Below are 23,187 nucleotides of genomic sequence, written 5' to 3' on the forward strand. Positions count from 1 at the left end.
GAGAGCGAAAATGGAAACACTGGCCGCCATTAACCGCTGGCTGGCGAAGCAGCATGTCGTCACCTGGTGCGTATACCACGAGGGAGAAATGTGGTGCGCAAACGCGTTTTACTACTACGATCCTGAGCGCGTCGCGTTTTACGTCATGAGCGAAGACAAAACGCGTCATGCGCAGATGACCGGCCAGCAGGCAAAAGTCGCGGGCACGGTGAATGGCCAGCCTAAAACGGTCGCGCTGATCCGTGGGGTGCAGTTTAAAGGGGAAATCCGTCGTCTGGATGGAGAAGAGAGCGACGCGCGTCGTAAACACTACACGCGCCGCTTTCCGGTTGCCGCTGCGCTAAAAGCCCCGGTGTGGGAAATTCGCCTTGATGAGCTGAAATTTACCGACAACACCCTGGGCTTTGGCAAGAAGCTGCACTGGTTACGCGCCGAGCAGGCGTAGTGCTTCGCGGTTAAACGCCGGGAGATCGTCCGGGGTCCGGCTGGTGATCAGCTGGTCTTTGTCGTTGACCACTTCCTGATCGTAAAACTCGGCCCCCGCGTTTTTCAGATCGATAACGATCGGTTTCACCGCCGTGAGCTTACGACCGCGTACCACCTCCGCGCTGATCAGTAGCTGCGGGCCGTGACAGATGGCAAAGACCGGTTTGCCGGTAGAGACAAAGTCCCGCGTAAAGGTCACGAAGCGCTCGTCCCCGCGCAGGGTGTCCGGCGAGTGGCCGCCGGGTAACAGCAGGGCGTCAAAATCAGAGGGGCTGACGTTATCGATAGTCTCGTCGATGGTCACGCTGGCCTCGCCCTTATGGCCTTTCACCGTTTTGCCCGCTTCTTTCTCAATGGTGATCACTTCATGTCCCGCCTTGCGGAACGCCTCTGCAGGAGAGGTAAATTCTGAATCTTCAAACTCGTCGGTAATCAAGACTGCGATTTTCTTGCCCATGCTTCCTCCGTTGTTTTGGCTTCAGACTGATTTTTCTCCGCTTGTGGTAAATACTTACCTGTAACAGACTTCTAAGTGTGGTCGACCACGCCGAGTTCGCAAACGGACAATTCTGTAAAGGGGAGAAGATGAGCCAGGTACTGATAACAGGCGCAACCGGGCTGGTGGGCGGACATTTGCTGCGCCTGCTGATTCAGGATCGTCGCGTGAATTACATCGCCGCCCCGACGCGACGACCGCTCGCCGACGTCTCCGGCGTCTTTAACCCCCACGACCCGCAGCTGACTGACGCGCTGGCGCAGGTGCAGGATCCGATTGAGATCGCCTTTTGTTGTCTTGGCACGACCCGGCGCGAGGCGGGCAGTAAGGAGGCGTTTGTGCATGCGGACTATACGCTGGTGATTGATACGGCGCTCACCGCCAAAAGGCTGGGGGCCAAACATTTCCTGGTGGTCAGCTCGCTGGGGGCCAGCGCCGGATCGCCCTTTTTCTACAACAAGGTGAAGGGCAAAATGGAAGAGGCGCTGATTGCCCAGAAATGGGAGTACCTGACGATTGTTCGTCCCTCCATGCTGCTGGGACACCGGGACGAACGGCGTTTTAATGAGTCAATCTTCGCACCGCTGTTCCGCATTCTTCCCGGAAACTGGAAATCAATTGAAGCGCGGGATGTGGCGCGCGCGATGCTGAAAGAGGCGTTATCTCCTTCGAAAGAAGGGGTGAACATTATCCCGTCGGCAAAACTGCGTGAAATCGCACAGGGCGAGGCGTAAACTCCCCCGGCTAATTACCTAATACTCTCCGGGGAATGCTATGACTGGTCAGTCTTCATCTCAGGCGGCAACACCTGTTCAATGGTGGAAGCCCGCACTCTTCTTTCTCGTGGTCCTTGTTGGCCTCTGGTATGTGAAATGGCAGCCGTACTACGGTAAAGCCTTCACCGCCGCCGAAACGCACAGCATCGGAAAATCTATTCTCGCGCAGGCTGATGCCAGCCCGCTGCGGGCGGCGTGGGATTACGCCATGGTCTACTTCCTTGCCGTCTGGAAAGCGGCCGTTTTAGGCGTCATTCTGGGCTCGCTGATACAGGTGCTGATCCCGCGTCACTGGTTGATCAAAACCCTGGGCCAGCCGCGCTTTCAGGGCACGCTGCTGGGGACGGTTTTCTCCTTGCCGGGCATGATGTGCTCCTGCTGTGCCGCACCGGTGGCCGCAGGGATGCGTCGCCAGCGCGTGTCGATGGGCGGTGCGCTGGCGTTCTGGATGGGCAACCCGCTGCTCAACCCGGCAACGCTGGTGTTTATGGGCTTTGTGCTGGGCTGGCATTTCGCGTTCATCCGTCTGGTGGCCGGGTTGCTGACCGTGCTGGTGGTGGCGACGCTGGTGCAAAAATGGGTGAAGGATACTGCCGTCGAGCCTGCGTCCGTTGAGCTGGACGTCAGCGAGCCGCAGGGTAGTTTTTTCGCACGCTGGGGCAAGGCGCTATGGCAGCTTTTCTGGAGCACTATCCCGGTCTATATCCTGGCGGTACTGGTTCTCGGGGCGGCGCGCGTCTGGCTGTTCCCGCACGCGGATGGCGCTATCGACAACACGCTGATGTGGGTGATTGCGATGGCCGTTGCAGGCTGCCTGTTCGTTATCCCGACGGCCGCAGAAATTCCTATTGTACAGACCATGATGCTGGCTGGCATGGGCACCGCGCCAGCACTGGCGCTGCTCATTACCCTGCCTGCCATCAGCCTGCCGTCGCTCATCATGCTGCGTAAGTCATTCCCGGCGAAAGCGCTGTGGCTCACTGCGGGGCTGGTGGCGTTGAGTGGGGTGATAGTGGGGAGTCTGGCGCTGATGTAAAAAAGCCCGGTGGCGCTAGCGCTTACCGGGCGTGGAGTCGGGTGTGGATTACTTAATGTAAGTAAACGCGGTGGTGACGTGTTTCACGCCGCTCACCCGGCTGGCGATATCGGCCGCCGCTTTCCCTTCACGGTCGGTCACCAGACCCAGCAGGAACACTTCACCGTTTTCCGTCGTCACTTTCACGTTGGAAGATTTGACCTGATCCGAGCCCAACAACTGGGAACGCACTTTGGTGGTGATCCAGGTATCGGACGAGGCCTCACCCAGACCAATGGGTTTGCCCTGGCGCACTTCGTTAAAGACTTCAGTGGTTCCTTCAACACCCATCGCAATTTGTTTGGCGCGAGAGGCGAGCTCCATATTCGGCGCCTGGCCTGCCAGCAGCACTTTGCCCTGATAAGCCGTCACGTTGATACGCGCTTCTTTCTTGATTTGTTCATCTTTCGACAGCGCACTGTTAACGCGCAGCTCCAGCGTACCGTCATCCACCTGCGTACCCACCGTACGTGGATCGGTTGCCGCTTTGGTGCCGACTGCGGCGGTACCCACAACGGCCGCAGCGATACATCCCTGAAGCAGTAATGCAGACATAAGGACTGCGAGGGTCGATAAAGCCTTCATAAGAACTCCTTAATCATCCTGGTGAGGGAAAAGCGTGTTATCGATCAAATCACATAAGCAGTTCACCGTGAGCATATGCATCTCCTGAATGCGTGCGCTCCGGTGAGACGGAATGCGGATTTCCACATCCTGCGGCCCCAGCAGACCCGCCAGCTCACCCCCGTCATAGCCGGTTAAGGCCACAATGGTCATGTCGCGGGTGACGGCGGCTTCAACGGCTTTAACAATATCCCGGCTATTGCCGCGCGTGGAAATGGCCAGCAGCACATCTCCGGCATGACCCAGAGCGCGCACCTGCTTTGCGTAAATTTCGTCATGCAGACGATCGTTAGCAATCGCTGTTAAGACCACATTATCGGTATTAAGTGCAATGGCAGGTAAACTGGGGCGTTCTGTTTCAAAACGATTGATCATGCTGGCAGCAAAATGCTGTGCGTTGGCGGCGGAAGTCCCATTGCCACAACAGAGGATTTTGTTGCCGTTAAGCAGGGATTGCACCAGCGTCATCGCGGCACGAGAGATAGCATCCGGAAGGGCTTCCGCCGCGGCAATCTGAGTCTGGATGCTTTCTGTGAAGCACACTTTAATTCTTTCGAGCACGTTATCCCTTTTAAATCTTAATTATGCGTCTTCGCCAAAAGCGTTTTTAAGCCATTCGATCTCATTTCCGGTGAAGGCTATCACATCGAACCGGCAATCCACAGTATCAAAACTCCCATTATGGCGGGCAAGCCACAAGTGGGCAGTCTGTAATAATTTATGTTGTTTGGCGAGCGTCACGCTGGCGGCAGCACCGCCAAAACGGGAGGACTGTCGAAAGCGGACTTCGACAAACACAATCACCTGACCCTCTTTCATGATCAGATCGATTTCGCCGCCACGTCCGCGAACGTTAGCGGCGATAAAGCGCAGTCCTTTGCCTTCAAGCCAGCGACGCGCCTTTAATTCCCATGCGTCGCCGGTCTCTTTACGGCTTAACTGGCCGGGACGATTTGCCCCTGCTGGTATTTGAGCCATGATAACTTCCTGTTGATCACGCAGTCCTGAGTCGCGGTTAGATCGCCGGTGTTGCCGTTAAGCTCAAAACCCGGTACCTGACGCATCTGGGTAAAGTGGTTCGCCAGCGCCCAGGCATCGACACCCATCGCATACAGACGCGCCAGCGAGTAGTCGTTACGCACCGCGCCCAGCGCCTGCTGCATCAGCGCCGGGTTGCTGCCAGCCAGCATCGGGATTTCGCTGTACTGCAGACCGTCCATCTCCAGGCGGAAATCCGGACCTGCGGTGCCCTGCGCGCTGCGGGAGCTGGCATAGAGCGTTGCGCCACTCTGGCTGCCGTTACGCATCGCGATCATCGGTTTGATAAAGGCGATCTCCTGTGGCGTGGCAACGATATAGGCTGCATCCACTTTACCGCCGCCGCTAATCTGCGCGTCAGTTGGTGGGGCAGGGATCGTCAGACCGCCAATGGTCACCCCCTGCTGCTGCGGCAGGCTCGCGGTGACCGGGCTACCGTTAAGCGCAATGCCTGCTCCGCCGTTTACGCCCGCGCGCAGTTCAGAGACGGAACCGAATTTCTGCTGCAGCACCACGCCGCCACCCAGCTTCTGCCACTCATCGGCAAAGGCATTGGCCACGCGATCGCCCAGCGTGCTGCGTGGGATGAGCAGCAGTGGAGCCTGTTTGCCCTGCTCGTGAATATGACGCGCCGCGTCGCGGGCTTCATCTTCCGGTGAGAGCGCGAAGTAGCAAATATTGGCCCGGTTCTGCACCTGCTCAGGCTGGTTGAGCGCCAGCACGTTCAGCGTGGTGTTGCTCTTCATCAGCTCTTCCACGTTGTTTTTCAGCAGCGGGCCGACAACGATGCTGGCACCGTCCTGTTGAACCTGCGCCAGAACCTGATCAAGCGGTTGCGAGCTGGTGTCATAGATTTTCAGCTCAGCGCCAGGGTTAGCGCTGGCGGTTGCCACGGCCTGCGGCTGAGCGGCAGGTTGAACGGTGGGCTGAGTGGTCTGCGCCTGCGGCTGTTCCGCTGTCGCGGGCGCCGTGGTCGGCGCGGCTTGTGTCTCTGCCGGCGCCTGATCCGGCGTGGCTGGCTCTGGCGTCGCGGCTGGAGGCGTCGTCGGGGCCGTTACCGGGTTTTGCATCGTGCCCTGCGCCGGGGTTTGCGCTGTGGTCAGGTCGCTGGTCTCTGCGGCGGAAGGGCTGACAACGTCGCTCACGTTCGCCGCCTGTGCCGCCTGGGCGGGCACCGCGCTGCCGGTCACGGGCGTGGTACCGTTCTTCGCCGCTTCAAAGCCCTGCTGAATGGTACGGCCAAATACCGCTGCCTGGCCGTTTAACGGCAGAAGCAGGGCGATTTTGCTGGTGGAGGCAGGCTTAAAGTTCTGCACGTTAACCAGCTGAGTGGGCAGCATTTTCGCGCCCGGGTTCTGCGGGTAGCGGGTCTGCCAGTCGGTAATACCGGCTTTCAGCATTTTTGGATCGCTGCGGTTGTTAAACCACATCTGCTGCAGATCCAGCCAGCCCTGCAGCACGTTTTCATCCGCGTTGATGACCAGCGCCTGCGCCTGTTCCTGGGTCATCGAGGCAAGCGCCTGCCAGGTGGCATCGATATTTTTCTGCTTATCCGCACCGCCAAGCAGAGGCTCCTGGGCAATCAGCGCACGCAGCAGCGTCAGGGAAGGGCGTCCCTGTTCAGCGGTAATGCCCGTCTGCCAGAAACGGGCCTGCTGATTTTTATCCAGCGCGCTCACGTCGATGTCGCCGAGGACCTTCTTCGCGGCGGCGTAATCTTTCAGTGCGACTTTCAGCTCGGCGGAGAGCAGGCTCTGCTCACGGCGCTGGGTGTCGTTAAGATCGTTCGGCAACTGGTTGAACAGCTCGGCGGCCTGCTGGGTTTTCCCCTCTTTCAGCAGTGCACGAATGGCGAGTAATTGCCAGTTGATCCTGGTATCATTTGAACTCTGCGACATTTGTTGCAGATAAAAGCCAGAATCAGCCTGAGCAGACCCCTGAAGATGGGCTGTGCTCTGGTCAGGTGCCTGGGTGCCACAGCCTGCAAAGATCAGGGCTGCCAGCAGAAGCGGCACGCTGCGCGTGGCTTTTTTTCGAAGAAACGTTAACGGTACCATACTGTATCCAGTGATTTTTTACGCAATGCTCAATATTAAAACGGCAATACGGACGAAACAATGAAACAACACGAAACGGCAGATAATTCTCAAGGCCAGCTTTATATTGTACCTACTCCTATCGGGAATTTATCTGATATTACCCAACGTGCGCTGACCGTATTGCAAACTGTTGATTTAATTGCCGCTGAAGATACCCGACACACCGGTTTACTGCTTCAACATTTCGCGATTAACGCCCGTCTGTTTGCCCTGCACGATCACAATGAGCAACAAAAAGCCGAAACGCTGGTGGCGAAGCTGAAGGAGGGGCAGAACATTGCCCTCGTCTCCGACGCCGGTACGCCGCTGATTAACGACCCAGGCTACCACCTGGTGCGTACCTGTCGTGAAGCCGGTATTCGCGTTGTGCCGCTGCCGGGGCCGTGCGCTGCCATTGCGGCGCTGAGCGCCGCGGGTCTGCCATCCGACCGTTTCTGCTATGAGGGCTTCCTGCCTGCCAAATCCAAAGGCCGTCGTGACGTGCTGAAGGATCTGGAAGCGGAACCGCGTACCCTGATTTTTTACGAATCCACGCATCGCCTGCTGGAGAGCCTGGAAGACATGGTGACCGTCTGGGGCGAAGGTCGCTACGTGGTGCTGGCGCGCGAGCTGACCAAAACCTGGGAGACCATTCACGGCGCGCCGGTGGGCGAACTGCTGGCGTGGGTGAAGGAAGACGAGAACCGCCGCAAGGGTGAGATGGTGCTGATTGTCGAAGGGCATAAAGCGCAGGAGGATGCGCTCCCTGCCGACGCGCTGCGCACGCTGGCGCTGCTGCAGGCAGAACTGCCGCTGAAGAAAGCGGCTGCACTGGCGGCGGAGATCCACGGCGTGAAAAAGAATGCGCTCTATAAGTATGCGCTGGAGCAGCAGGGGGAGTAAGCCCCTGCGAATTTTTTTGCCGGGTGACGGCTGCGCCTTACGCGGCCTACGGTTAGTTAACAGGCATCGCCTCAAACACCAGCGTTTCCAGCGGCTTCAGGGTAATCACCACCGCGTTTTTATACTCCTCCGGTACGCTATCGTTACTGCCGTACACTGCTTTCAAATTGAAGTGCGTCGTGCCGTCTGTCGGGATCTCAAAGTCTCTTGCCAGCTCCAGATAGTAGCTTTGTGGCTTATCCGACGGGTTACGCAAGCCGATAATCGCTTTGTCCTTGCTCCAGGATGCCCAGCCGTAAACCTGCAATGCCGTCGGGTCACCGCCAATCCAGTGGGTATCCACCATCACGCTGGCATTATCCCGGGACCACTTCGCGGCCTGCGCCAGGACATCCCATTTCGCCTTGTTGAGCATGGATGGGGTGATATACAGCTCCTGCAACTGGGTTCCGGTGGCGAAGTAGCTCCAGACCTGGTCGGCAAAATCGCTGTCCGTTTGCACCTTCTCCAGACCGTAATACGCGTTCTCCGCGCTGACGATCCCGTGGTACATCAGGGAGTTCAGCGGGAACAGCGGACCTTTACGCACAATGGAGCGATATGTTTCCGCATCGCGGTAGGTCATCCACTGCTGCACCGGCGTGCCGGGGCCGTACAGGTTGATATCATCCCCCTGGCGCCAGATGGAATCGGCGTAGAACAACCAGGATGGGCTGGCGTTGGTACCGGTCGTCAGGTTAATAAACAGATTCGGATTGGCGCTGCGCATGTTATGCAGCAGAGCGATAGAGGCGTCAAAATCCGAGGCGAACGGGCTGCCCTTAATATGCGAATTGGCATTGCCCATCCCGTCGAGTTTGAACGAGGTAATATGCTCGTTTTTGATAAGCTTAACGATCTGCTCATTAAAGTTTTTAAAGTAGTTCGGGCCTGACAGCGCCAGCTTCCCGTCTACCGTTTCGAAACCGTACTCTTTTGCATGCGAGACGCGCGTATCGCGCGGTTTGTTATATCCACCCCACGGCGAGAGCCACAGGCCGACGGAGCTGTGCAGGCTGTCAGCTTTCTCCCTTACCTTGCCAAAACCCTTGCTGAAAGCCGGGCCAAACAGCCAGCGTCCGGTCAGGTCATCCCAGCCATCGTCAAGCAGGAATGCATCCAGCGCCACGCCGCGCCCGGTGATAAATTCCTTATTCCATTCATCCATCCGCCCCAGCACGTCCTGTTCGGAGTACGGTGTAAAGAAGCCGATATCCATCCAGCTGTTGTAGTGTAAATAAGGCTTATACGGACGCGGACGGACGGCATCGATAAACTGGTTAACGCTACGGCGTAGCTGGCTGGTCTCCGGGAAGGTACCAAAGTACGTGGTGTAGCTGACCGGCGTTGCGGGCTGAATAGGTGTTTTCAGCTCCACGTTGAGGTTGGTCGTCGCTTCATAGGCGTAAGTATTAACGATGGGTTTATCCGGCAGAATAAAGAACGAGTCTGCGACGATCGGCGAGCTGTTAATTGCCCCGTCTACGTAAGGGGCCTGAGCCTGCTTTTTGGTCGGGAAGAAGGTGATTTTCGCCACGTCCCGGGGCTGACCAACGGCGGCGATGGTGTAGTCGATGCTGGCGTATTTGCCCTTCACCAGGTTCAGCTTCACCGTCACGTTAAATTCCGGATGGGTGAAATCAACGACAATCCCGCTGTCCTGCTTTTCGACATGCTTGATTTTAAAATCCGCGGTGTGGATTTTAGTCTCGTCCGGCAGCGTCAGAAAGAACAGCTCCTGCGGCGTGAGCGGATGGTTAGCTTTACTGTCTTTAACCACTACCGTTGAGTTTGCATCATCAAATGACAGAGCAATATTGTCGTTACTGAGCGTGTAGTTCGCGGCCACTGCGCTATGGGAAACGCACAGGGCCAGCACTGAGAGTGCGAGGATTTTTTTCATCAGCGTAATCTCTTTTTTAATCAGACTTCTGCCGGAAGCAGCAATCGATTTGCCGAGCCGCAAACGGCGATCTTGCTTCTGACCACCTCTTTCATGGCGTCCATACCGACCCGCATATAGAAGCGTGGATCGTTGCCCTGCGGGTTTTCGGCAAACCAGGCTTTCACCGCGTCAGAGAAGGCAATTTTCAGCTCGGTAGCCACGTTGACTTTGCACACGCCCAGCGCGATGGTGCGGCGAACATCCTCATCCGGCACATCGCTCGCGCCGTGCAGCACCAGCGGCACGGTGACCACGTCGCGGATCTCGGCCAGCCGCTGGAAGTCTATTTTCGGGCGTTTGGTATACAGGCCGTGTGCGGTGCCGATGGCGACGGCGAGGCTATCGACACCGGTCAGTTCGACAAAGCGTTTTGCTTCCTGCGGGTCGGTGAGAAACGCGCTTTCGGCGTCGACGCTCATGTCATCTTCCACGCCGCCCAGTCGGCCCAGTTCGGCCTCGACGCTACAGTCGTTGAGGTGGCAAAAATCGACCACCGATTTCACTAGCTTCACGTTTTGTTCGAACGGATAGTGGCTGCCGTCGATCATCGCGCTACGTACCCCAGCGTTGACCTTGTGACGAATATCGTCGAGAGATTCGTGATGATCGAGATGCAGCGCCAGCGGCATGTCGTAGGTTAGCGAGTAGGCGCTGCAAAGGGCGTAGATCTCTTCTAGCGCAATGTGTTTAAACGTGCCCGGTGTGCCCGCAAGGATCACCGGCGATCGCATTTCGCTACACACTTCGAGGATCGCCTGGATCGTCTCTGCGTTGTGAATGTTGAACGCTGGTACCGCGTAGCCTTTTACCTGTGCGTCCTGCAGAAGATATTTCGTTGAGATAATACTCATAGTGCGATCCTCTTAAGCCTGCCACGGATGAATAACAACGCCCTGTACCACACGGTTGACCGTGCCGCTGGCAGATGGCGTATCGGGCGTATTGCCCACGCTGAGGGATTGGGACAGCGCAAAGACCTGGGCGTACATCAGGAAGCAGAACGCCTGTTCCATATCGATAAACGGGCGGGAAGGCGGCAGCAGGATGTGCGGACCCGATTCGATAACCGGATCATTTTCTGCGGCGATGGCGACGACGCGCAGAGCCTGACCTTCGCGGCGCAGTTCAGCCAGCAGATCGAGATCGTACTGACGCGTATACGGATGGCTGGAGACAAACAGCACCACCAGTGTTTCGCTATCCACCAATGATTTAGGCCCGTGACGGAAGCCCGTTGGGGACTCGTAGAACGCCGCCAGCTTGCCTGCCGTCAGCTCCAGCACCTTCAGCGCCGATTCACGGGCCGCGCCCTGCAGACCACCGCTTCCCAGATAGACGATCCTTTTCCACGGTTCGTTGCCAAAGACCCCGTGGCGGAAATCGCCGAGTGAGGTAAGGATCGCCTGACAGCGATCGGCCACGTCGCGGAAGGTGCGGCTGCTGATCGTCTCTGGCGCGAATACCGCCAGGCAGCTCGCCATCATGGTGGTGATACTGCTGGTCATCGCGAAGCCGCGATCGTGCGTTTCAGCAGGCATCAGCAGGGCATAGGCGTTATCGCTGTTGACGGCGTTCTGATACAGGCTGCCCGCCTCGTTACAGGTGATCGACAGGTGGTAGCACTCCGGCACGAACTGATTGGCCAACTCTACCGCAGCCACGCTTTCCGGGCTGTTACCGGAACGGGCAAACGAAACCAGCAGCAGCGGATGTGCCGGGCTGAAGTAATCCATCGGATTCGTGACCAGATCGGTGGTCGGTACGGCGGAGATGTTTTTCCCGGTATGGCTCGCAAGCCATGGCGCAATGATATCGCCAATAAACGCGGACGTGCCCGCGCCGGTCAGCACGATCCGCAGATCGCGCTTGCGCAGCAGCGGCGTCAGGAAACCGTCAATTGAGGAACGCAGATTATCGATGTTGTTGAGCGAGCGGATCCAGCTGGCAGGCTGCTGGCGGATCTCTTCTTCGGTCCAGGTGCCGGTGGTGGTGGGGGTGATTTGTGGCATAACTCAGTCCTTAGTCGTGTGAATTCCACATCAGACGCTGGCAAACGTGTGGCCATCTTTCGTTTCGTTTCACTTGTTCACTTCAGCAGTTAAATAAAATCTATAGAAAAGAAAATGAAAGTTCAATGAAAGAAAAGAAATAAAACGAAAAGTGTGATCGTGAAAGGAAAGGGCAAATTTAAAGAAAGGAAAAGAAAGGCCTTACGGTTTCAGGCCGTAAAGCCAAAAGGAGACACAATGAAAGGGCTAAAGGGGGAGAGCCTGGCCCTGAATCCAGATCTGTTGAAGGTGTAAACCACCGTCCAGAGCAATAATATTGGCGCTTTTTCCCGGCGTTAAGGATCCGAGCTGACGATCGATGCCCAGCAGGCGGGCAGGGTGCAGCGAGGCCATATGAATAGCGTCTTCAGCGGTGACGCCCGCGTGTTCCACCATATTCCTGACTGCCGCATCCAGCGACAGCGTGCTGCCCGCCAGTCCGCCAGAGGCGGTTCGAACCACGCCGTTTTGCATCGTGACCTCTTCGCCGCAGAGTGTATACCGCCCATCCGGCATACCTGCCGCCTGCATGGCATCGGTAATCAGTACCACCCTCTCTTTTGCACAGCAGCTGCATAAGCGCAGGGCTCCTGGATGAACATGGTGCCCGTCGGCGATAAGCTCCAGCCACGCCCGTTTATCCGTCAGCCCGGCGCCAACCATGCCGGGCCCCCTGTGATGCAGCCCCGTCATACCGTTATAGCAGTGCACCAGCCCGTCGGCACCCGCATCAAACGCGGCGAGAGTTTGCCGGTACGAGGCAGCGCTGTGGCCCAGCATCACGCGTATACCGCGCTGTTTAAGGTGATGGATCGCCTGCAGCGCGCCGGGCTTCTCCGGCGCGAGCGCCACCACCCGTAGCGTGCTCAGTGAAACGTCAATCAGCCTGTTCAGCTCGGCGATATCCAACTCCCTGAACAGTTCAGGCGGATGCGCCCCTTTGTTCTGAGGCGTAAAGTACGGACCTTCCAGATAACTGCCCAGGATCTGAGCGCCGGGTCCTCCGGACTGACTACGCCGGGCGATACGCATCAGCGCGGCGTGGATGGCCTCCAGTGGCGCGGTGACGGTGGTGGGCAGAAATGCACCCACACCTTCGCGTGCTTTATGCATCGCCAGAGTGTCCAGCACGTCAGGCGCATCATCCATGACGTCCACGCCCGCACCGCCGTGGACGTGGGTATCGATATACGCCGGGCAGAGCAGCTCCGCATCGCGCGGCGTAACGCCCGCGGGGATGGGCTCAATCGCCGCGATAACGCCGTTCTCGAGACGAAGCTGGTGGTCATCCAGCCAGCCCTTTTCGGTCAGCACCCGTCGCGCACGCAGCAGCTGGCTCATATCCCTTCCTCTGCGGGCGCTTCCTCGCGGCAGCGGCCAAGCTCATCCACCAGGCTCGTCAGGCCGCGGTGTCCACACTCCAGCGCCTGCAGACGAAACGCTTCGCTGGTTAATCCGTCGCGCTCCAGCACCATCTCCAGCAGGAGCTGCAGGTTGGTGCCAGTGATGACTTCGCTGCCTGGTCTTTTCATCGCGAGCGTTGAGGCCACGCGAAACGGCGTGCCGCCCAGCAAATCAGTAAGAAACACAATATCGTGCCGGGGGTCGAGTTCGCTCACCGCCTGCTCAAGCTGAGCGGTCAGCCGCGCCGTAGTGGATGTTTCAGGAAAATCGATGGCGATAAACTGTGGCTGCTCGCCGAGGATCTGCTTCATCGCCTGCTCAAGCCCGCTGGCAAAACCGCCGTGACCCGTCAAAATAATGCCTAACATCGCAACCTCTTTGCTTTTACAGGAAGTGACAGAATTTACCGACAACGCCCAATACCACGGTGATACCAATCAGCCGCAGCGGGCTCCAGCCCCGGCGTACCAGCCAGAACATGGTCAGGGTGTAGACCAGCGGCAGAAACGCGGGCATCAGCTTGTCGATAACGTCGGCCTGCAGCTTGACAACCGCATCCCCGGCTTTGATTTCGAGCGTGGTGTTGAGGCGGACATAGGTTGCTACCAGCGCGCCGATCACCGTCATCCCGACGATGGAGGCCGCATGGCCGACCTTTTTGGTGTTGGCCTTGATCAGCGGAATGGCCGCAACGCCCATCCGGTAAGCGTAGTGCGCCAGACCAAAACGCAGGCCGAGGTGCACAACGTTAAACAGCACGATAAAGACCACCGCACCCAGAATTGATCCCTGCAGCGCCAGGCTGGCACCAATACCGCCGCAGATGGGCAGAAGGGTAAGCCAGAACATGGCGTCACCGATGCCGCCGAGCGGTGCACCGACGGCAATCTTGGTGCTCTGGATGCTATTCACATCCTGTTTGGAGCGCTCCATCGCCAGAATAATGCCGATTACAAAGGTCACGAGGAATGGGTGGGTATTAAAGAAGCCCATATGGCCTTTCATTGCCCTCGCCAGGTCCCGCTTGTTGGTGTGGATCTTTTTCAGCGCTGGCAGCAATCCGTACAGCCAGCCGGAGGCCTGCATACGTTCATAGTTGAACGAGGCCTGCAGCAGCATTGAACGCCAGGCGACGCGGTTAATATCCTTTTTCGTCAGTTCGGCACCGATGCTTTGGTCTTCGTAGACATTTTCGTTGATGCCGGTCAGCAGGGTCTCTTCAATTTCAGACACGCCCGGTAACGTTGTTTGATTAGATGCCATCTTCGAATTCCTCTTTCTGGGCCGTTTGAGCCGTCGGTTCAGGTGATTTACGCATCAGGTCGATCAGCGCCATGGCCAGCGCGGCGGCCGCAATCGCCAGGACCGGAAGCTTGAGCCAGGCCGCGGCGACAAAGCCGATAATGAAGTAGGGGATGTAGACGTTTTTCATCATGATCTTCAGCAGCACGGCGAAGCCGATAGCTGGCATGATGCCGCCCGCGACGCCGAGGCCGTCAATCAGACGCGCCGGCAGAACATCAATGGCTGTTTTCGCGTGCTCTGCACCGAAATAGATGGGCAGAAACGCGCACAAGAAATAGAAGATGCCGAGCGCCAGCAGGGCCAGGTAGTTAACCCGTTCAATGCCGTTGGTATCAGCATTGGCCGCCATGCGATCGCAGCGGGACATCACGCCGGACATCACCGAGAAGAGGAACGTAATCCCCATCTGTACCGCGACAGCAAACGGCACGGCGACGCCAACGGCAACTTCCGGCTTCACACCTGTGCTGATGGCGAATGCGGTACCCACAATAGTGCCGATAATCACGTTAGGCGGCTGTGCGCCCGCGAGCGGCGCCAGGCCCATCCAGACCAGCTCTAACGTCCCGCCGGTCAAAATCCCGGTGTGCAGATCGCCAAGAATCAGGCCAACCAGCGGCCCGAGAACGACCGGGCGGTGCATGTGCGTTAACCCGTTAAACATATCCAGACCCGCGATAAAGGCGAGAAGCCCCAGCGCGAATGCCTGCAACAGACTGATTTCCATTGTGAATCCCTCAGAGTAGTTTAAAGAGATCCAAAGCAGTTTCTGTCGGAACGCCCTGAACAAAGCATTCCACCCCGGCCGTTTTCAGGCCGTTGAATGCGGCGATATCGTTCGCGTCGACGGAGACCGTTTTGGCAATTTGTTGTTTGCCACTGGCGTAGTGCATGTTTCCTACGTTGATACGGGTGATGGGCACGCCGCCCTCGACCAGTTGCAGAAAATCGGCGGGAGATTTACAGACCAGCAGGATTTTCTGACGGTCAGCGGCGCGATGAATGTTGTCGATCACTTTTTGTAATGACCAGAAACGCACGGCAATCCCTTCCGCGAGCACCATTTCCATCAGGTTCTGTTGAACAGGATCCTCAGCCACCTCATCGTTGGCGACCAGAACCAGGTTTGCCCCCGCAAACCCTACCCACTGCACGCCCACCTGACCGTGGATCAGGCGTTCATCAATGCGGCATAAGACAATGTTTGGCATAGTGCTTTCCTCTTTTTATTATGCGTTTTGCGTCGTTACGCCTTCGCAGGCGGCGTGGTATTGCTGGAGTATGTCCTGAATGTGGTCGAGGATGAGTTCCCGAGGCGTCGACTTGAGAGCGCCCTCGCGAACTTTGCTGTACTGCAGCGGCAGGTACTGGCTGATGAGTGGCAATGGAATGGGTTCGTTTGCCAGGTTACGTACCAGCCGCGCGAAGGCTTCGTCAATCTGGCTGTCCGGCCAGTAATAACGTACGCGGTCAGAGTAGCTGTAACCGCGCGCCAGGCGACGCGCGTTAGCGTCACCGCGGTAATGGCTTTGCCAGTACTCCGGTCGTTCGAGCATCACGTTTTCCAGCACATGGCGCAGGCCAGAACTGGCTTTCGCTGGCAGAAGTTCCTCTTCGATGGCGGCCAACGAGAAGAGGGCTTCGCGCAGGGCAAAGGTCAGTGCCGGACCGACTTTTAAGATGGCGAAATGATCATTTACTAGCTGGCGCAGTGCCTGCGGCGTCTGGTAGTCAGTGGAGTGCGCTTCAAAAATCAGCGTATCGTAGGCTTCCACCATTTCGCTCAGGGCAATGGCTTTTTCCGGCCGGTAGTCGCAGACGTGTGCGTGGTCGAACTCCACACCGGGCTGTACCACCAGGCCAATAATGCGCGGCCAGATGTCACCTAACCCTTCCTTTTCGAACGCGTGACGATGCGCTTCCAGCGTCGCGCGCGCCGCGTCTGGTGTGGTGACCTCAAGCTCGGTGAGCGTGTCGTGTGCGCCACCCGGCACCGGAACCTCCGTGCCGATAACGTAGACCAGATCGGATTCACCAAACTGTTCCCGGCAGGTCGCTTCGGCAATTTTTGCCAGACGCGCTGCGCGTTCGGCGACGATCGTGTCGGTCAGGGGAACCGGATCGTCCTCACAGGACATGCTGCAGTCGAGGTGGATCTTTTTGAACCCGGCAGAGACATAGCTTTTGATCAGATCGTCGGCATTTGCCATTGCCCTAACCGCTGGCAGGTGTTGCCAGCGGTTAGGGCCAAGGTGATCGCCGCCGAGGATCAGCTGTGACGTTGGGAAACCGAGCGACTCGGCCAGCTGGCAGACAAATTCGTGAAAATCAGCGGGCGTCATGCCGGTGTAGCCGCCAAACTGATCGACCTGGTTAGAGGTAGCCTCAATCAGCAGCGGCGTCTGCTGTGAATGGGCGTAACGAATTGCAGCTTCCAGTACCAGCGGATGTGCGGAGCAGACGGCATAAATTCCGTTTGTCTTCCCCCGTTTATGCTGCGCCACCATTTCTGTCAGATGTTTCACTTTCCTCTCCATGTCGGATGGTAATGATACCTGTCTTTCGTTTTGTTTCATTTAATCCTGCATCACGGTGATATAAAAATAAAACGAAAGATAATGGTTTTCCGATCTGTTTCACAAAAGAAACATAATGAAAGGTTTCAGCGCGATGCCAGCTTGCGTATCGTCACCATGCAGGGCTTGCATTCCCGTAAAGGAAAGGCCTTAATAGACAAAACGAAATGAAACGAAAGAATATTGATTAAGGAGCTCGTATGAGCAGCACCGATTCATCCGCAGAAAAGCGCATCACCGGCACCAGTGAAAGGCGAGAGCAGATCATTCAGCGGTTGCGGGCGCAGGGAAGCGTGCAGGTTAACGATCTGTCTCATCTGTACGGCGTATCGACGGTGACGATCCGCAATGACCTCGCCTTTCTTGAGAAGCAGGGCATTGCCGTTCGCGCCTACGGTGGGGCATTGATTTGCGAAGGCAACATGCCGGGCGCTGAGCCTTCCGTAGAGGATAAAAGCTCGCTGAATACGGCGGTAAAGCGCAGTATCGCGCAGGCCGCTGCCGCGCTGGTCAAACCCGGGCACCGTATTATTCTGGACTCCGGCACCACGACGTTTGAAATCGCCCGTATGCTGCGTCAGCACTCGGACGTGATTGCGATGACTAACGGCATGAACGTGGCAAATGCGCTGTTGGAAGCGGAAGGGGTTGAACTGCTGATGACCGGCGGGCATTTGCGTCGTCAGTCGCAATCCTTCTACGGTGACCAGGCAGAACAGTCGCTACAGAATTACCATTTTGATCTGCTGTTCCTGGGCGTTGACGCTATCGATCTCGACCGCGGCGTAAGTACGCACAACGAAGACGAAGCCCGTCTGAACCGTAAAATGTGTGAGGTGGCGGAGCGTATTATCGTTGTCACTGACTCCAGCAAGTTTAACCGCTCAAGTCTGCATAAAATCATTGATACGCAAAGGATTGATATGATTATTGTCGATGAAGGTATTCCGCCGGAGAGTCTGGAAGGATTACGGAAAAGCGGGATTGAGGTGGTGCTGGTTTAAGGTTTTTACCCTCTCCCCTATGTGGAGAGGGTAGGGTGAGGGGAAATCACGTCACCGGCGCCGGGTTAAACACCGCCAGCTGGTTATGCAGCCCCCATTGGTCAGAGAAGGTTTTCTTCCGCCCGCTCGCCACGTCCAGAATGAAGTGGAACAGTTTCCAGCCCACCTCTTCAATGCTTTCTTCCCCGGTGGCGATGGTGCCCGCGTTGATATCCATTAAGTCATACCAGCGGTTTGCCAGCTCGGTGCGCGTCGCCATTTTTATTACCGGCACCGCCATCAGGCCGTACGGCGTACCGCGCCCGGTGGTGAAGACCTGCACCGTAATGCCGGAAGCAACCTGCTGGGTACCACAGACGAAATCACTGGCGGGCGTTGCCGCGTAGATCAGGCCGCGCTTCGTCGGGCGCTGGCCGGGAGAAAGCACTTCCGCAATCGCGCTCTGGCCGGATTTGGCGATCGAGCCAAGGGCTTTTTCCACCACATTTGCCAGACCGCCTTTTTTGTTGCCGGGAGAGGGGTTAGCGCTGCGGTCAGTTTTGCCCATATCGAGATAGTTATCGTACCAGGCCATCTCCTCAAGCAGGCGTTTGCCCACCTCTTCATTGACGGCGCGCGGCGTAAGCAGATGGATGGCGTCACGGACTTCGGTCACCTCGGAGAACATCACCGTGGCACCGCAGCGAACAAGCAGATCGGACGCATAGCCCACCGCCGGGTTGGCCGTCACGCCGGAGAATGCATCGCTGCCGCCGCACTGGGTGCCCACCACCAGTTCCGATGCCGGGCATGTTTCGCGCTGGCGTTGGTTGAGTTTGTCCAGATGGCGCTCTGCGACCTGCAGAATGTCGTCGACCATTGAACGGAAACCGACGTGGTGTTCGTCCTGCAGGCGCACAATGCTGGCCTCATCGGCCGGGATGGCTTTGACATCTTCCGTGCCCTGCAGAAGGCGCTCGGGCTGGAGCTTTTCACATCCCAGGCCGATCACCATCACCTCGCCGCCAAAGTTCGGGTTGAGGGCGATATTGTGGATGGTCCGGATGGGCACGACGGCTGCCGGGGCGTTAATCGCCACGCCGCAGCCGTAAAGGTGGTTCAGGCCGACCACGCCGTCCACGTTCGGGTATTTCGGCAGCAGATCGCGTTCGATAATTTTCACCACGTAATCCACTACGCCCGCCACGCAGTGTACGCTGGTGGTAATGCCGAGCAGGTTTTTGGTGCCGACGCTGCCGTCCGTATTGCGATAGCCTTCGAAGGTATAGCCTTCCAGCGGGGGAAGCGGCTCCGGCACGCGGGTTGCCAGGGGCAGCGTATTCAGCGGCGGGGCTTCCGGTAGCTCAACCAGCGACTCCTCAACCCAGCTACCCCTGGCAATGAAGCGCACGGCATAACCGATGACTTCACCGTAACGCACGATTTCGCTGTTAGCAGGAATATCCACCAGGGCGACTTTATGCCCCTGCGGAATATGCTCAATCAGTTCCAGTCCGTCCGGGAAGCGGGTTCCTGCTTTTAAGCCATTGTCGTTGACAATAATCGCCACATTATCGGTGTCGTGCACTTTTATATAGAACGCCGTCGGCGATGCGTGTCGAATTTCAATGTCGGCCATTGTTCACTATTCTCCGGCAAAGTGTCTGATAATAAATTCAGCCAGTTTTCTAATGGTAGAAATTAATACGCGGCTTTCAGAAATAAAGCATGTCAGCAGATGACATATGAAAATGTGATCCCGATCGCTCCCGAACCAGTAATGCCTGATTCTGTGCATCAGCGCCCAGTTCTTTGTGCATATGCTCAAAATATTATCAAAATGCAACGTAATGCTTGAGCATTAAAACAATGTGTGGTCATGAATAGCGTCTTATACTGAATGACGATTTTATTACGCCAAACCAGGTTCGAATAATAAATATCATCCTGTCGCTGCGTCTGAATAAATAAAATGATATTGAACAAGGCTGCGGAATTAAAAAGGTAAACGCGATGAATAACGATATCTTCCCGAATAAGTTTAAAGCGGCCCTCGCGGCGCACCAGATTCAGATTGGCTGCTGGTCCGCGCTGGCAAACCCCATCAGCACGGAAGTGCTGGGACTGGCCGGGTTCGACTGGCTGGTGCTGGACGGCGAACATGCGCCGAATGATATCAGCACCTTTATTCCGCAACTGATGGCGCTGAAAGGCAGCCCGAGTGCCCCCGTCGTGCGCGTACCCACCAATGAGCCGGTGATCGTTAAGCGTCTGCTGGATATTGGTTTCTACAATTTCCTGATCCCGTTTGTGGAAACGGCAGAGCAGGCAGCGCTGGCCGTGGCCTCCACACGCTATCCGCCGGAAGGGATCCGCGGCGTCTCCGTTTCGCACCGCGCCAACATGTTTGGCACCGTCCCGGACTACTTCGTGCAGTCCAACAGCAATATCACCATCCTGGTCCAGATCGAGAGCCAGCAGGGTGTTGATAACGTCGATGCGATTGCCGCCACCCACGGCGTGGACGGTATCTTCGTCGGCCCAAGCGATCTGGCGGCCGCGCTCGGACACCTGGGCAATGCCGGTCATCCGGACGTACAGCGTGCCATACAGCACATCTTTGCCCGCGCCAGCGCGCACGGCAAACCGAGCGGCATTCTGGCACCGGTTGAGGCGGATGCCCGCCGCTATCTGGAGTGGGGAGCCACGTTTGTTGCCGTCGGCAGCGACCTCGGCGTATTCCGCTCGGCCACGCAGAAATTAGCGGACGCTTTTAAAAAATAACCATCATTGAGGAAAAGACTATGACGCTGAAAGTGGGTTTTATTGGCCTGGGGATCATGGGTAAACCAATGAGTAAGAACCTCATCAAAGCAGGTTACTCACTGGTGGTATCCGATCACAATCCGCAGGCCGTGGCTGAGCTTATGGCGGCTGGCTCAGAAACGGCCACCACCGCCAGAGCCATTGCTGAGCAGTGCGATGTCATCATCACCATGCTGCCAAACTCACCGCATGTCAAAGAGGTCGCGCTGGGAGAGAACGGAATTATCGACGGTGCGAAGCCGGGCCTGGTGCTGATCGATATGAGCTCTATCGCGCCGCTGGCAAGCCGTGAAATCAGCGAGGCGTTAAAAGCAAAGGGCGTTGATATGCTGGACGCGCCGGTCAGCGGCGGTGAACCAAAAGCGATCGACGGCACGCTGTCGGTCATGGTCGGCGGTGAGAAAGCCGTTTTCGACAAATACTACGATCTGATGAAAGCGATGGCGGGCTCCGTGGTGCATACGGGGGACATCGGGGCGGGTAATGTGACCAAGCTGGCGAACCAGGTAATTGTGGCGCTGAACATTGCCGCCATGTCGGAAGCGCTGACGCTGGCAACCAAAGCGGGCGTCAACCCGGACCTGGTCTATCAGGCTATTCGCGGTGGGCTGGCGGGCAGTACCGTGCTGGATGCCAAAGCGCCGATGGTGATGGACCGAAATTTCAAACCTGGCTTCCGTATCGATCTGCACATTAAAGACCTGGCCAACGCGCTGGATACTTCTCACGGCGTGGGAGCCCAGTTGCCGTTAACGGCGGCGGTCATGGAGATGATGCAGGCACTGCGCGCGGATGGCCTGGGCACGGCCGATCACAGCGCGCTCGCGTGCTATTACGAAAAGCTGGCGAAGGTGGAAGTCGCCCGTTAATCGCGTCTTGCCCACACCTGAGGGTGACAGCGGCGCGCAAACCCTCTATACTGCGCGCCGAAGCTGACCAGACAGTCGCCGCTTCGTCGTCGTCCCCTTCGGGGGAGACGGGCGGAGGGGAGGAAAGTCCGGGCTCCATAGGGCAGGGTGCCAGGTAACGCCTGGGGGGGAAACCCACGACCAGTGCAACAGAGAGCAAACCGCCGATGGCCCGCGCAAGCGGGATCAGGTAAGGGTGAAAGGGTGCGGTAAGAGCGCACCGCGCGGCTGGTAACAGTCCGTGGCACGGTAAACTCCACCCGGAGCAAGGCCAAATAGGGGTTCACATGGTACGGCCCGTACTGAACCCGGGTAGGCTGCTTGAGCCAGTGAGCGATTGCTGGCCTAGATGAATGACTGTCCACGACAGAACCCGGCTTATCGGTCAGTTTCACTTCTTAGAAAACCCCGCTTCGGCGGGGTTTTTGCTTTCAGGGGGTGTAGGCCGGGTAAGCGCAGCGCCACCCGGCAACCGTACAAACGACATCAATTCTCATATTTGCGACATTAAGCACATTTCACTGTTTTTGCCCCGCCAGTGTTCATCCCGCCTCTGTAGACGATCGTCATCACAAAATTTCACGCTAAAAAGTGGTCATTTTTTTTGTATTGATAGTTTGTTATGATTGTTACCTTAATGATCTCGATTTTTTTCTTGTTTGATATAAATATATTGAAATTAAAAACATTCACTCCATGAATGTGTGACGTATTCCACTCTTTAGTGCCAGTCTGCCCAATCACGCCTGAAAATTTTTAGAAATTAAAAGAATGTTTCAAAAGAGTGGTGGTTATTTATTGTCCTTTAATTGCCTGAAAGATCGTCTTTATTGATTTTTTTAATGCAGGAAATTTTTCCGTGTTATTGCCATAAAATAAATTTATTACCCCGGTTTTTATTGATCAATATCAGCGTAATGGCGTGTCGCGATGGGTTTATGGTATTGATAGTAAAGGCTTTTAATGGGTTTTTGTCCTGTCTGGATTGGGTGCGAAAAGGCAAATTGTGAGTAACAGCACATACCCCCTGAAACATTATTGAGTAGAATCCACCCCGTCATAGGGAAATAAGCGCAGAATATTATGAACACTATTATTCTACCGAAAACACAGCACCTCGTGGTATTTCAGGAAGTCATTAAAAGTGGCTCCATAGGTTCTGCAGCAAGACAGCTGGGGCTGACACAACCCGCCGTCAGTAAAATTATCAGCGATATTGAGTCCTACTTTGGCGTCGAAGTGATGGTGCGTAAAAACACCGGCGTAAAACTCACTGCCGCGGGCCAGGTTCTGCTCTCGTACTCAGAGTCGATCACCCGTGAGATGAAAAACATGGTGAGCGAAATCAACAGCCTGAGTTTCAGCACCGTCATGGACGTCTCCTTTGGCTATCCGTCGCTGATTGGTTTTACCTTCCTGTCTGAAATGATCAAAAAATTCAAGGAAGTGTTCCCGAAAGCGCGTGTCTCCATGTATGAAGCGCAGTTGTCATCTTTCCTGCCGGCCATTCGCGACGGTCGGTTGGATTTTGCCATCGGTACGCTGAGCGATGAAATGCTGCTGCAGGATCTGCACGTCGAGCCGCTGTTTGAATCTGAGTTTGTGCTGGTAGCCAGCAAATCACGAACGTGCACCGGCCCGACGACACTGGCATCACTCACCCACGAGCAGTGGGTG

23 protein-coding genes and 1 other RNA gene are annotated in these 23,187 nt (G+C 56.6%); 9 read left to right on the plus strand and 15 right to left on the minus strand.

The features are described 5' to 3' along the window. The first annotated feature begins 10 nt into the window (after window positions 1-10). Window positions 11-445 (plus strand): YhbP family protein, encoded by a 435-nt coding sequence (locus LDK53_RS17195; protein ID WP_025756726.1) that lies wholly within the window; start codon window positions 11-13, stop codon window positions 443-445. On the opposite strand, the gene LDK53_RS17200 is transcribed toward LDK53_RS17195, so the two are convergent. Further along, window positions 425-943: a type 1 glutamine amidotransferase domain-containing protein gene (locus LDK53_RS17200; protein WP_025756727.1), complete on the minus strand. Its 519-nt coding sequence runs from the start codon at window positions 941-943 to the stop codon at window positions 425-427. The genes LDK53_RS17195 and LDK53_RS17200 overlap by 21 nt on opposite strands. Before the next feature lie 128 nt (window positions 944-1,071). Between LDK53_RS17200 and LDK53_RS17205 the strand changes: the two genes are divergently transcribed. Together LDK53_RS17205 and LDK53_RS17210 are read left to right on the plus strand one after the other, a co-directional pair. After that, a complete protein-coding gene (locus LDK53_RS17205; protein WP_045284765.1) occupies window positions 1,072-1,716 on the plus strand; it encodes an NAD(P)H-binding protein in 645 nt (214 codons plus the stop codon). Window positions 1,717-1,756: 40 nt separating this feature from the next. Continuing rightward, complete coding sequence (locus LDK53_RS17210; RefSeq protein WP_225287654.1) at window positions 1,757-2,794, plus strand: permease; 1,038 nt, start codon at window positions 1,757-1,759, stop codon at window positions 2,792-2,794. A gap of 48 nt (window positions 2,795-2,842) precedes the next feature. Here the strand turns inward: LDK53_RS17210 and dolP are convergent, their stop codons facing one another. The 4 genes from dolP to LDK53_RS17230 are packed head-to-tail and all read right to left on the minus strand — an operon-like array spanning window position 2,843 to window position 6,552. Further along, window positions 2,843-3,418 (minus strand): division/outer membrane stress-associated lipid-binding lipoprotein, encoded by a 576-nt coding sequence (gene dolP, locus LDK53_RS17215; protein ID WP_025756730.1) that lies wholly within the window; start codon window positions 3,416-3,418, stop codon window positions 2,843-2,845. Window positions 3,419-3,427: 9 nt separating this feature from the next. Beyond that, window positions 3,428-4,018 carry a DnaA initiator-associating protein DiaA gene (gene diaA / locus LDK53_RS17220; RefSeq protein ID WP_003861754.1) on the minus strand — a complete coding sequence of 197 codons (591 nt, stop codon included), beginning with the start codon at window positions 4,016-4,018 and terminating at the stop codon, window positions 3,428-3,430. A 21-nt stretch (window positions 4,019-4,039) separates the two neighbouring features. Continuing rightward, a complete protein-coding gene (locus LDK53_RS17225; protein WP_025756731.1) occupies window positions 4,040-4,435 on the minus strand; it encodes a YraN family protein in 396 nt (131 codons plus the stop codon). Continuing rightward, a complete protein-coding gene (locus LDK53_RS17230) occupies window positions 4,393-6,552 on the minus strand; it encodes a penicillin-binding protein activator (protein WP_225287655.1) in 2,160 nt (719 codons plus the stop codon). Before LDK53_RS17230 ends, LDK53_RS17225 begins: the two co-directional genes overlap by 43 nt. A 60-nt stretch (window positions 6,553-6,612) precedes the next feature. Here LDK53_RS17230 and rsmI point away from each other — a divergent pair, with 60 nt between their 5' ends. Then, a complete protein-coding gene (gene rsmI, locus LDK53_RS17235; protein ID WP_045284768.1) occupies window positions 6,613-7,476 on the plus strand; it encodes a 16S rRNA (cytidine(1402)-2'-O)-methyltransferase in 864 nt (287 codons plus the stop codon). Between the two features lie 52 nt (window positions 7,477-7,528). Here rsmI and LDK53_RS17240 read toward each other — a convergent pair whose 3' ends face one another. The 9 genes from LDK53_RS17240 to kbaZ form a co-directional block, all read right to left on the minus strand. Then, window positions 7,529-9,418 carry an enterotoxin gene (locus tag LDK53_RS17240; RefSeq protein ID WP_225287656.1) on the minus strand — a complete coding sequence of 630 codons (1,890 nt, stop codon included), beginning with the start codon at window positions 9,416-9,418 and terminating at the stop codon, window positions 7,529-7,531. Window positions 9,419-9,438: 20 nt separating this feature from the next. Further along, complete coding sequence (kbaY, locus tag LDK53_RS17245) at window positions 9,439-10,311, minus strand: tagatose-bisphosphate aldolase subunit KbaY (protein WP_225287657.1); 873 nt, start codon at window positions 10,309-10,311, stop codon at window positions 9,439-9,441. A gap of 12 nt (window positions 10,312-10,323) precedes the next feature. After that, the gene (locus LDK53_RS17250; RefSeq protein WP_225287658.1) at window positions 10,324-11,469 is read right to left on the minus strand and encodes an SIS domain-containing protein; all 1,146 of its coding nucleotides are present in this window, start codon (window positions 11,467-11,469) and stop codon (window positions 10,324-10,326) included. A gap of 246 nt (window positions 11,470-11,715) precedes the next feature. Next, window positions 11,716-12,849 (minus strand): N-acetylglucosamine-6-phosphate deacetylase, encoded by a 1,134-nt coding sequence (nagA, locus tag LDK53_RS17255; RefSeq protein WP_225287659.1) that lies wholly within the window; start codon window positions 12,847-12,849, stop codon window positions 11,716-11,718. Next, window positions 12,846-13,280, minus strand: a complete 435-nt coding sequence (gene agaF, locus LDK53_RS17260; RefSeq protein ID WP_225287660.1) for a PTS galactosamine/N-acetylgalactosamine transporter subunit IIA — start codon at window positions 13,278-13,280, stop codon at window positions 12,846-12,848. Before agaF ends, nagA begins: the two co-directional genes overlap by 4 nt. Before the next feature lie 16 nt (window positions 13,281-13,296). Then, window positions 13,297-14,175: a PTS N-acetylgalactosamine transporter subunit IID gene (gene agaE, locus LDK53_RS17265; protein WP_095452517.1), complete on the minus strand. Its 879-nt coding sequence runs from the start codon at window positions 14,173-14,175 to the stop codon at window positions 13,297-13,299. Further along, window positions 14,165-14,944: a PTS N-acetylgalactosamine transporter subunit IIC gene (agaW, locus tag LDK53_RS17270; RefSeq protein WP_059385422.1), complete on the minus strand. Its 780-nt coding sequence runs from the start codon at window positions 14,942-14,944 to the stop codon at window positions 14,165-14,167. The genes agaE and agaW overlap by 11 nt, the downstream gene beginning before the upstream one ends. A 10-nt stretch (window positions 14,945-14,954) precedes the next feature. Next, window positions 14,955-15,428, minus strand: a complete 474-nt coding sequence (gene agaV / locus LDK53_RS17275) for a PTS N-acetylgalactosamine transporter subunit IIB (RefSeq protein WP_094918730.1) — start codon at window positions 15,426-15,428, stop codon at window positions 14,955-14,957. An 18-nt stretch (window positions 15,429-15,446) separates the two neighbouring features. Beyond that, window positions 15,447-16,754 (minus strand): tagatose-bisphosphate aldolase subunit KbaZ, encoded by a 1,308-nt coding sequence (gene kbaZ, locus LDK53_RS17280; RefSeq protein ID WP_225287665.1) that lies wholly within the window; start codon window positions 16,752-16,754, stop codon window positions 15,447-15,449. Window positions 16,755-16,993: 239 nt separating this feature from the next. Between kbaZ and LDK53_RS17285 the strand changes: the two genes are divergently transcribed. Further along, window positions 16,994-17,797 carry a DeoR family transcriptional regulator gene (locus LDK53_RS17285; RefSeq protein ID WP_059385424.1) on the plus strand — a complete coding sequence of 268 codons (804 nt, stop codon included), beginning with the start codon at window positions 16,994-16,996 and terminating at the stop codon, window positions 17,795-17,797. A gap of 46 nt (window positions 17,798-17,843) precedes the next feature. On the opposite strand, the gene garD is transcribed toward LDK53_RS17285, so the two are convergent. Beyond that, window positions 17,844-19,415, minus strand: coding sequence for a galactarate dehydratase (garD, locus tag LDK53_RS17290; protein WP_225287661.1), 1,572 nt, complete (start codon window positions 19,413-19,415; stop codon window positions 17,844-17,846). Window positions 19,416-19,789: 374 nt separating this feature from the next. Between garD and garL the strand changes: the two genes are divergently transcribed. The 4 genes from garL to tdcA form a co-directional block, all read left to right on the plus strand. Beyond that, complete coding sequence (gene garL, locus LDK53_RS17295) at window positions 19,790-20,560, plus strand: 2-dehydro-3-deoxyglucarate aldolase (RefSeq protein WP_045284775.1); 771 nt, start codon at window positions 19,790-19,792, stop codon at window positions 20,558-20,560. A 20-nt stretch (window positions 20,561-20,580) separates the two neighbouring features. Then, window positions 20,581-21,471 carry a 2-hydroxy-3-oxopropionate reductase gene (gene garR / locus LDK53_RS17300; protein ID WP_225287662.1) on the plus strand — a complete coding sequence of 297 codons (891 nt, stop codon included), beginning with the start codon at window positions 20,581-20,583 and terminating at the stop codon, window positions 21,469-21,471. 59 nt (window positions 21,472-21,530) lie between these two features. Beyond that, window positions 21,531-21,907, plus strand: an RNA gene (rnpB, locus tag LDK53_RS17305) — RNase P RNA component class A. Between the two features lie 686 nt (window positions 21,908-22,593). Continuing rightward, window positions 22,594-23,187, plus strand: a 594-nt coding sequence (gene tdcA / locus LDK53_RS17310; protein WP_225287663.1) for a transcriptional regulator TdcA, incomplete at its 3' end; no start/stop codon positions are given.

Origin of the sequence: Enterobacter sp. K16B, assembly GCF_020216105.1 — a bacterium.
Lineage (GTDB): Bacteria > Pseudomonadota > Gammaproteobacteria > Enterobacterales > Enterobacteriaceae > Enterobacter > Enterobacter sichuanensis.

Coding starts and splice junctions, on each gene's coding strand:
- LDK53_RS17195 (WP_025756726.1), top strand. CDS start 11: ATGGAAACACTGGCCGCCATTAACCGCTGGCTGGCGAAGCAGCATGTC.
- LDK53_RS17200 (WP_025756727.1), bottom strand. CDS start 943: ATGGGCAAGAAAATCGCAGTCTTGATTACCGACGAGTTTGAAGATTCA.
- LDK53_RS17205 (WP_045284765.1), top strand. CDS start 1,072: ATGAGCCAGGTACTGATAACAGGCGCAACCGGGCTGGTGGGCGGACAT.
- LDK53_RS17210 (WP_225287654.1), top strand. CDS start 1,757: ATGACTGGTCAGTCTTCATCTCAGGCGGCAACACCTGTTCAATGGTGG.
- dolP (WP_025756730.1), bottom strand. CDS start 3,418: ATGAAGGCTTTATCGACCCTCGCAGTCCTTATGTCTGCATTACTGCTT.
- LDK53_RS17225 (WP_025756731.1), bottom strand. CDS start 4,435: ATGGCTCAAATACCAGCAGGGGCAAATCGTCCCGGCCAGTTAAGCCGT.
- LDK53_RS17230 (WP_225287655.1), bottom strand. CDS start 6,552: ATGGTACCGTTAACGTTTCTTCGAAAAAAAGCCACGCGCAGCGTGCCG.
- rsmI (WP_045284768.1), top strand. CDS start 6,613: ATGAAACAACACGAAACGGCAGATAATTCTCAAGGCCAGCTTTATATT.
- LDK53_RS17240 (WP_225287656.1), bottom strand. CDS start 9,418: ATGAAAAAAATCCTCGCACTCTCAGTGCTGGCCCTGTGCGTTTCCCAT.
- kbaY (WP_225287657.1), bottom strand. CDS start 10,311: ATGAGTATTATCTCAACGAAATATCTTCTGCAGGACGCACAGGTAAAA.
- LDK53_RS17250 (WP_225287658.1), bottom strand. CDS start 11,469: ATGCCACAAATCACCCCCACCACCACCGGCACCTGGACCGAAGAAGAG.
- nagA (WP_225287659.1), bottom strand. CDS start 12,849: ATGAGCCAGCTGCTGCGTGCGCGACGGGTGCTGACCGAAAAGGGCTGG.
- agaF (WP_225287660.1), bottom strand. CDS start 13,280: ATGTTAGGCATTATTTTGACGGGTCACGGCGGTTTTGCCAGCGGGCTT.
- agaE (WP_095452517.1), bottom strand. CDS start 14,175: ATGGCATCTAATCAAACAACGTTACCGGGCGTGTCTGAAATTGAAGAG.
- agaW (WP_059385422.1), bottom strand. CDS start 14,944: ATGGAAATCAGTCTGTTGCAGGCATTCGCGCTGGGGCTTCTCGCCTTT.
- agaV (WP_094918730.1), bottom strand. CDS start 15,428: ATGCCAAACATTGTCTTATGCCGCATTGATGAACGCCTGATCCACGGT.
- kbaZ (WP_225287665.1), bottom strand. CDS start 16,754: ATGGAGAGGAAAGTGAAACATCTGACAGAAATGGTGGCGCAGCATAAA.
- LDK53_RS17285 (WP_059385424.1), top strand. CDS start 16,994: ATGAGCAGCACCGATTCATCCGCAGAAAAGCGCATCACCGGCACCAGT.
- garD (WP_225287661.1), bottom strand. CDS start 19,415: ATGGCCGACATTGAAATTCGACACGCATCGCCGACGGCGTTCTATATA.
- garL (WP_045284775.1), top strand. CDS start 19,790: ATGAATAACGATATCTTCCCGAATAAGTTTAAAGCGGCCCTCGCGGCG.
- garR (WP_225287662.1), top strand. CDS start 20,581: ATGACGCTGAAAGTGGGTTTTATTGGCCTGGGGATCATGGGTAAACCA.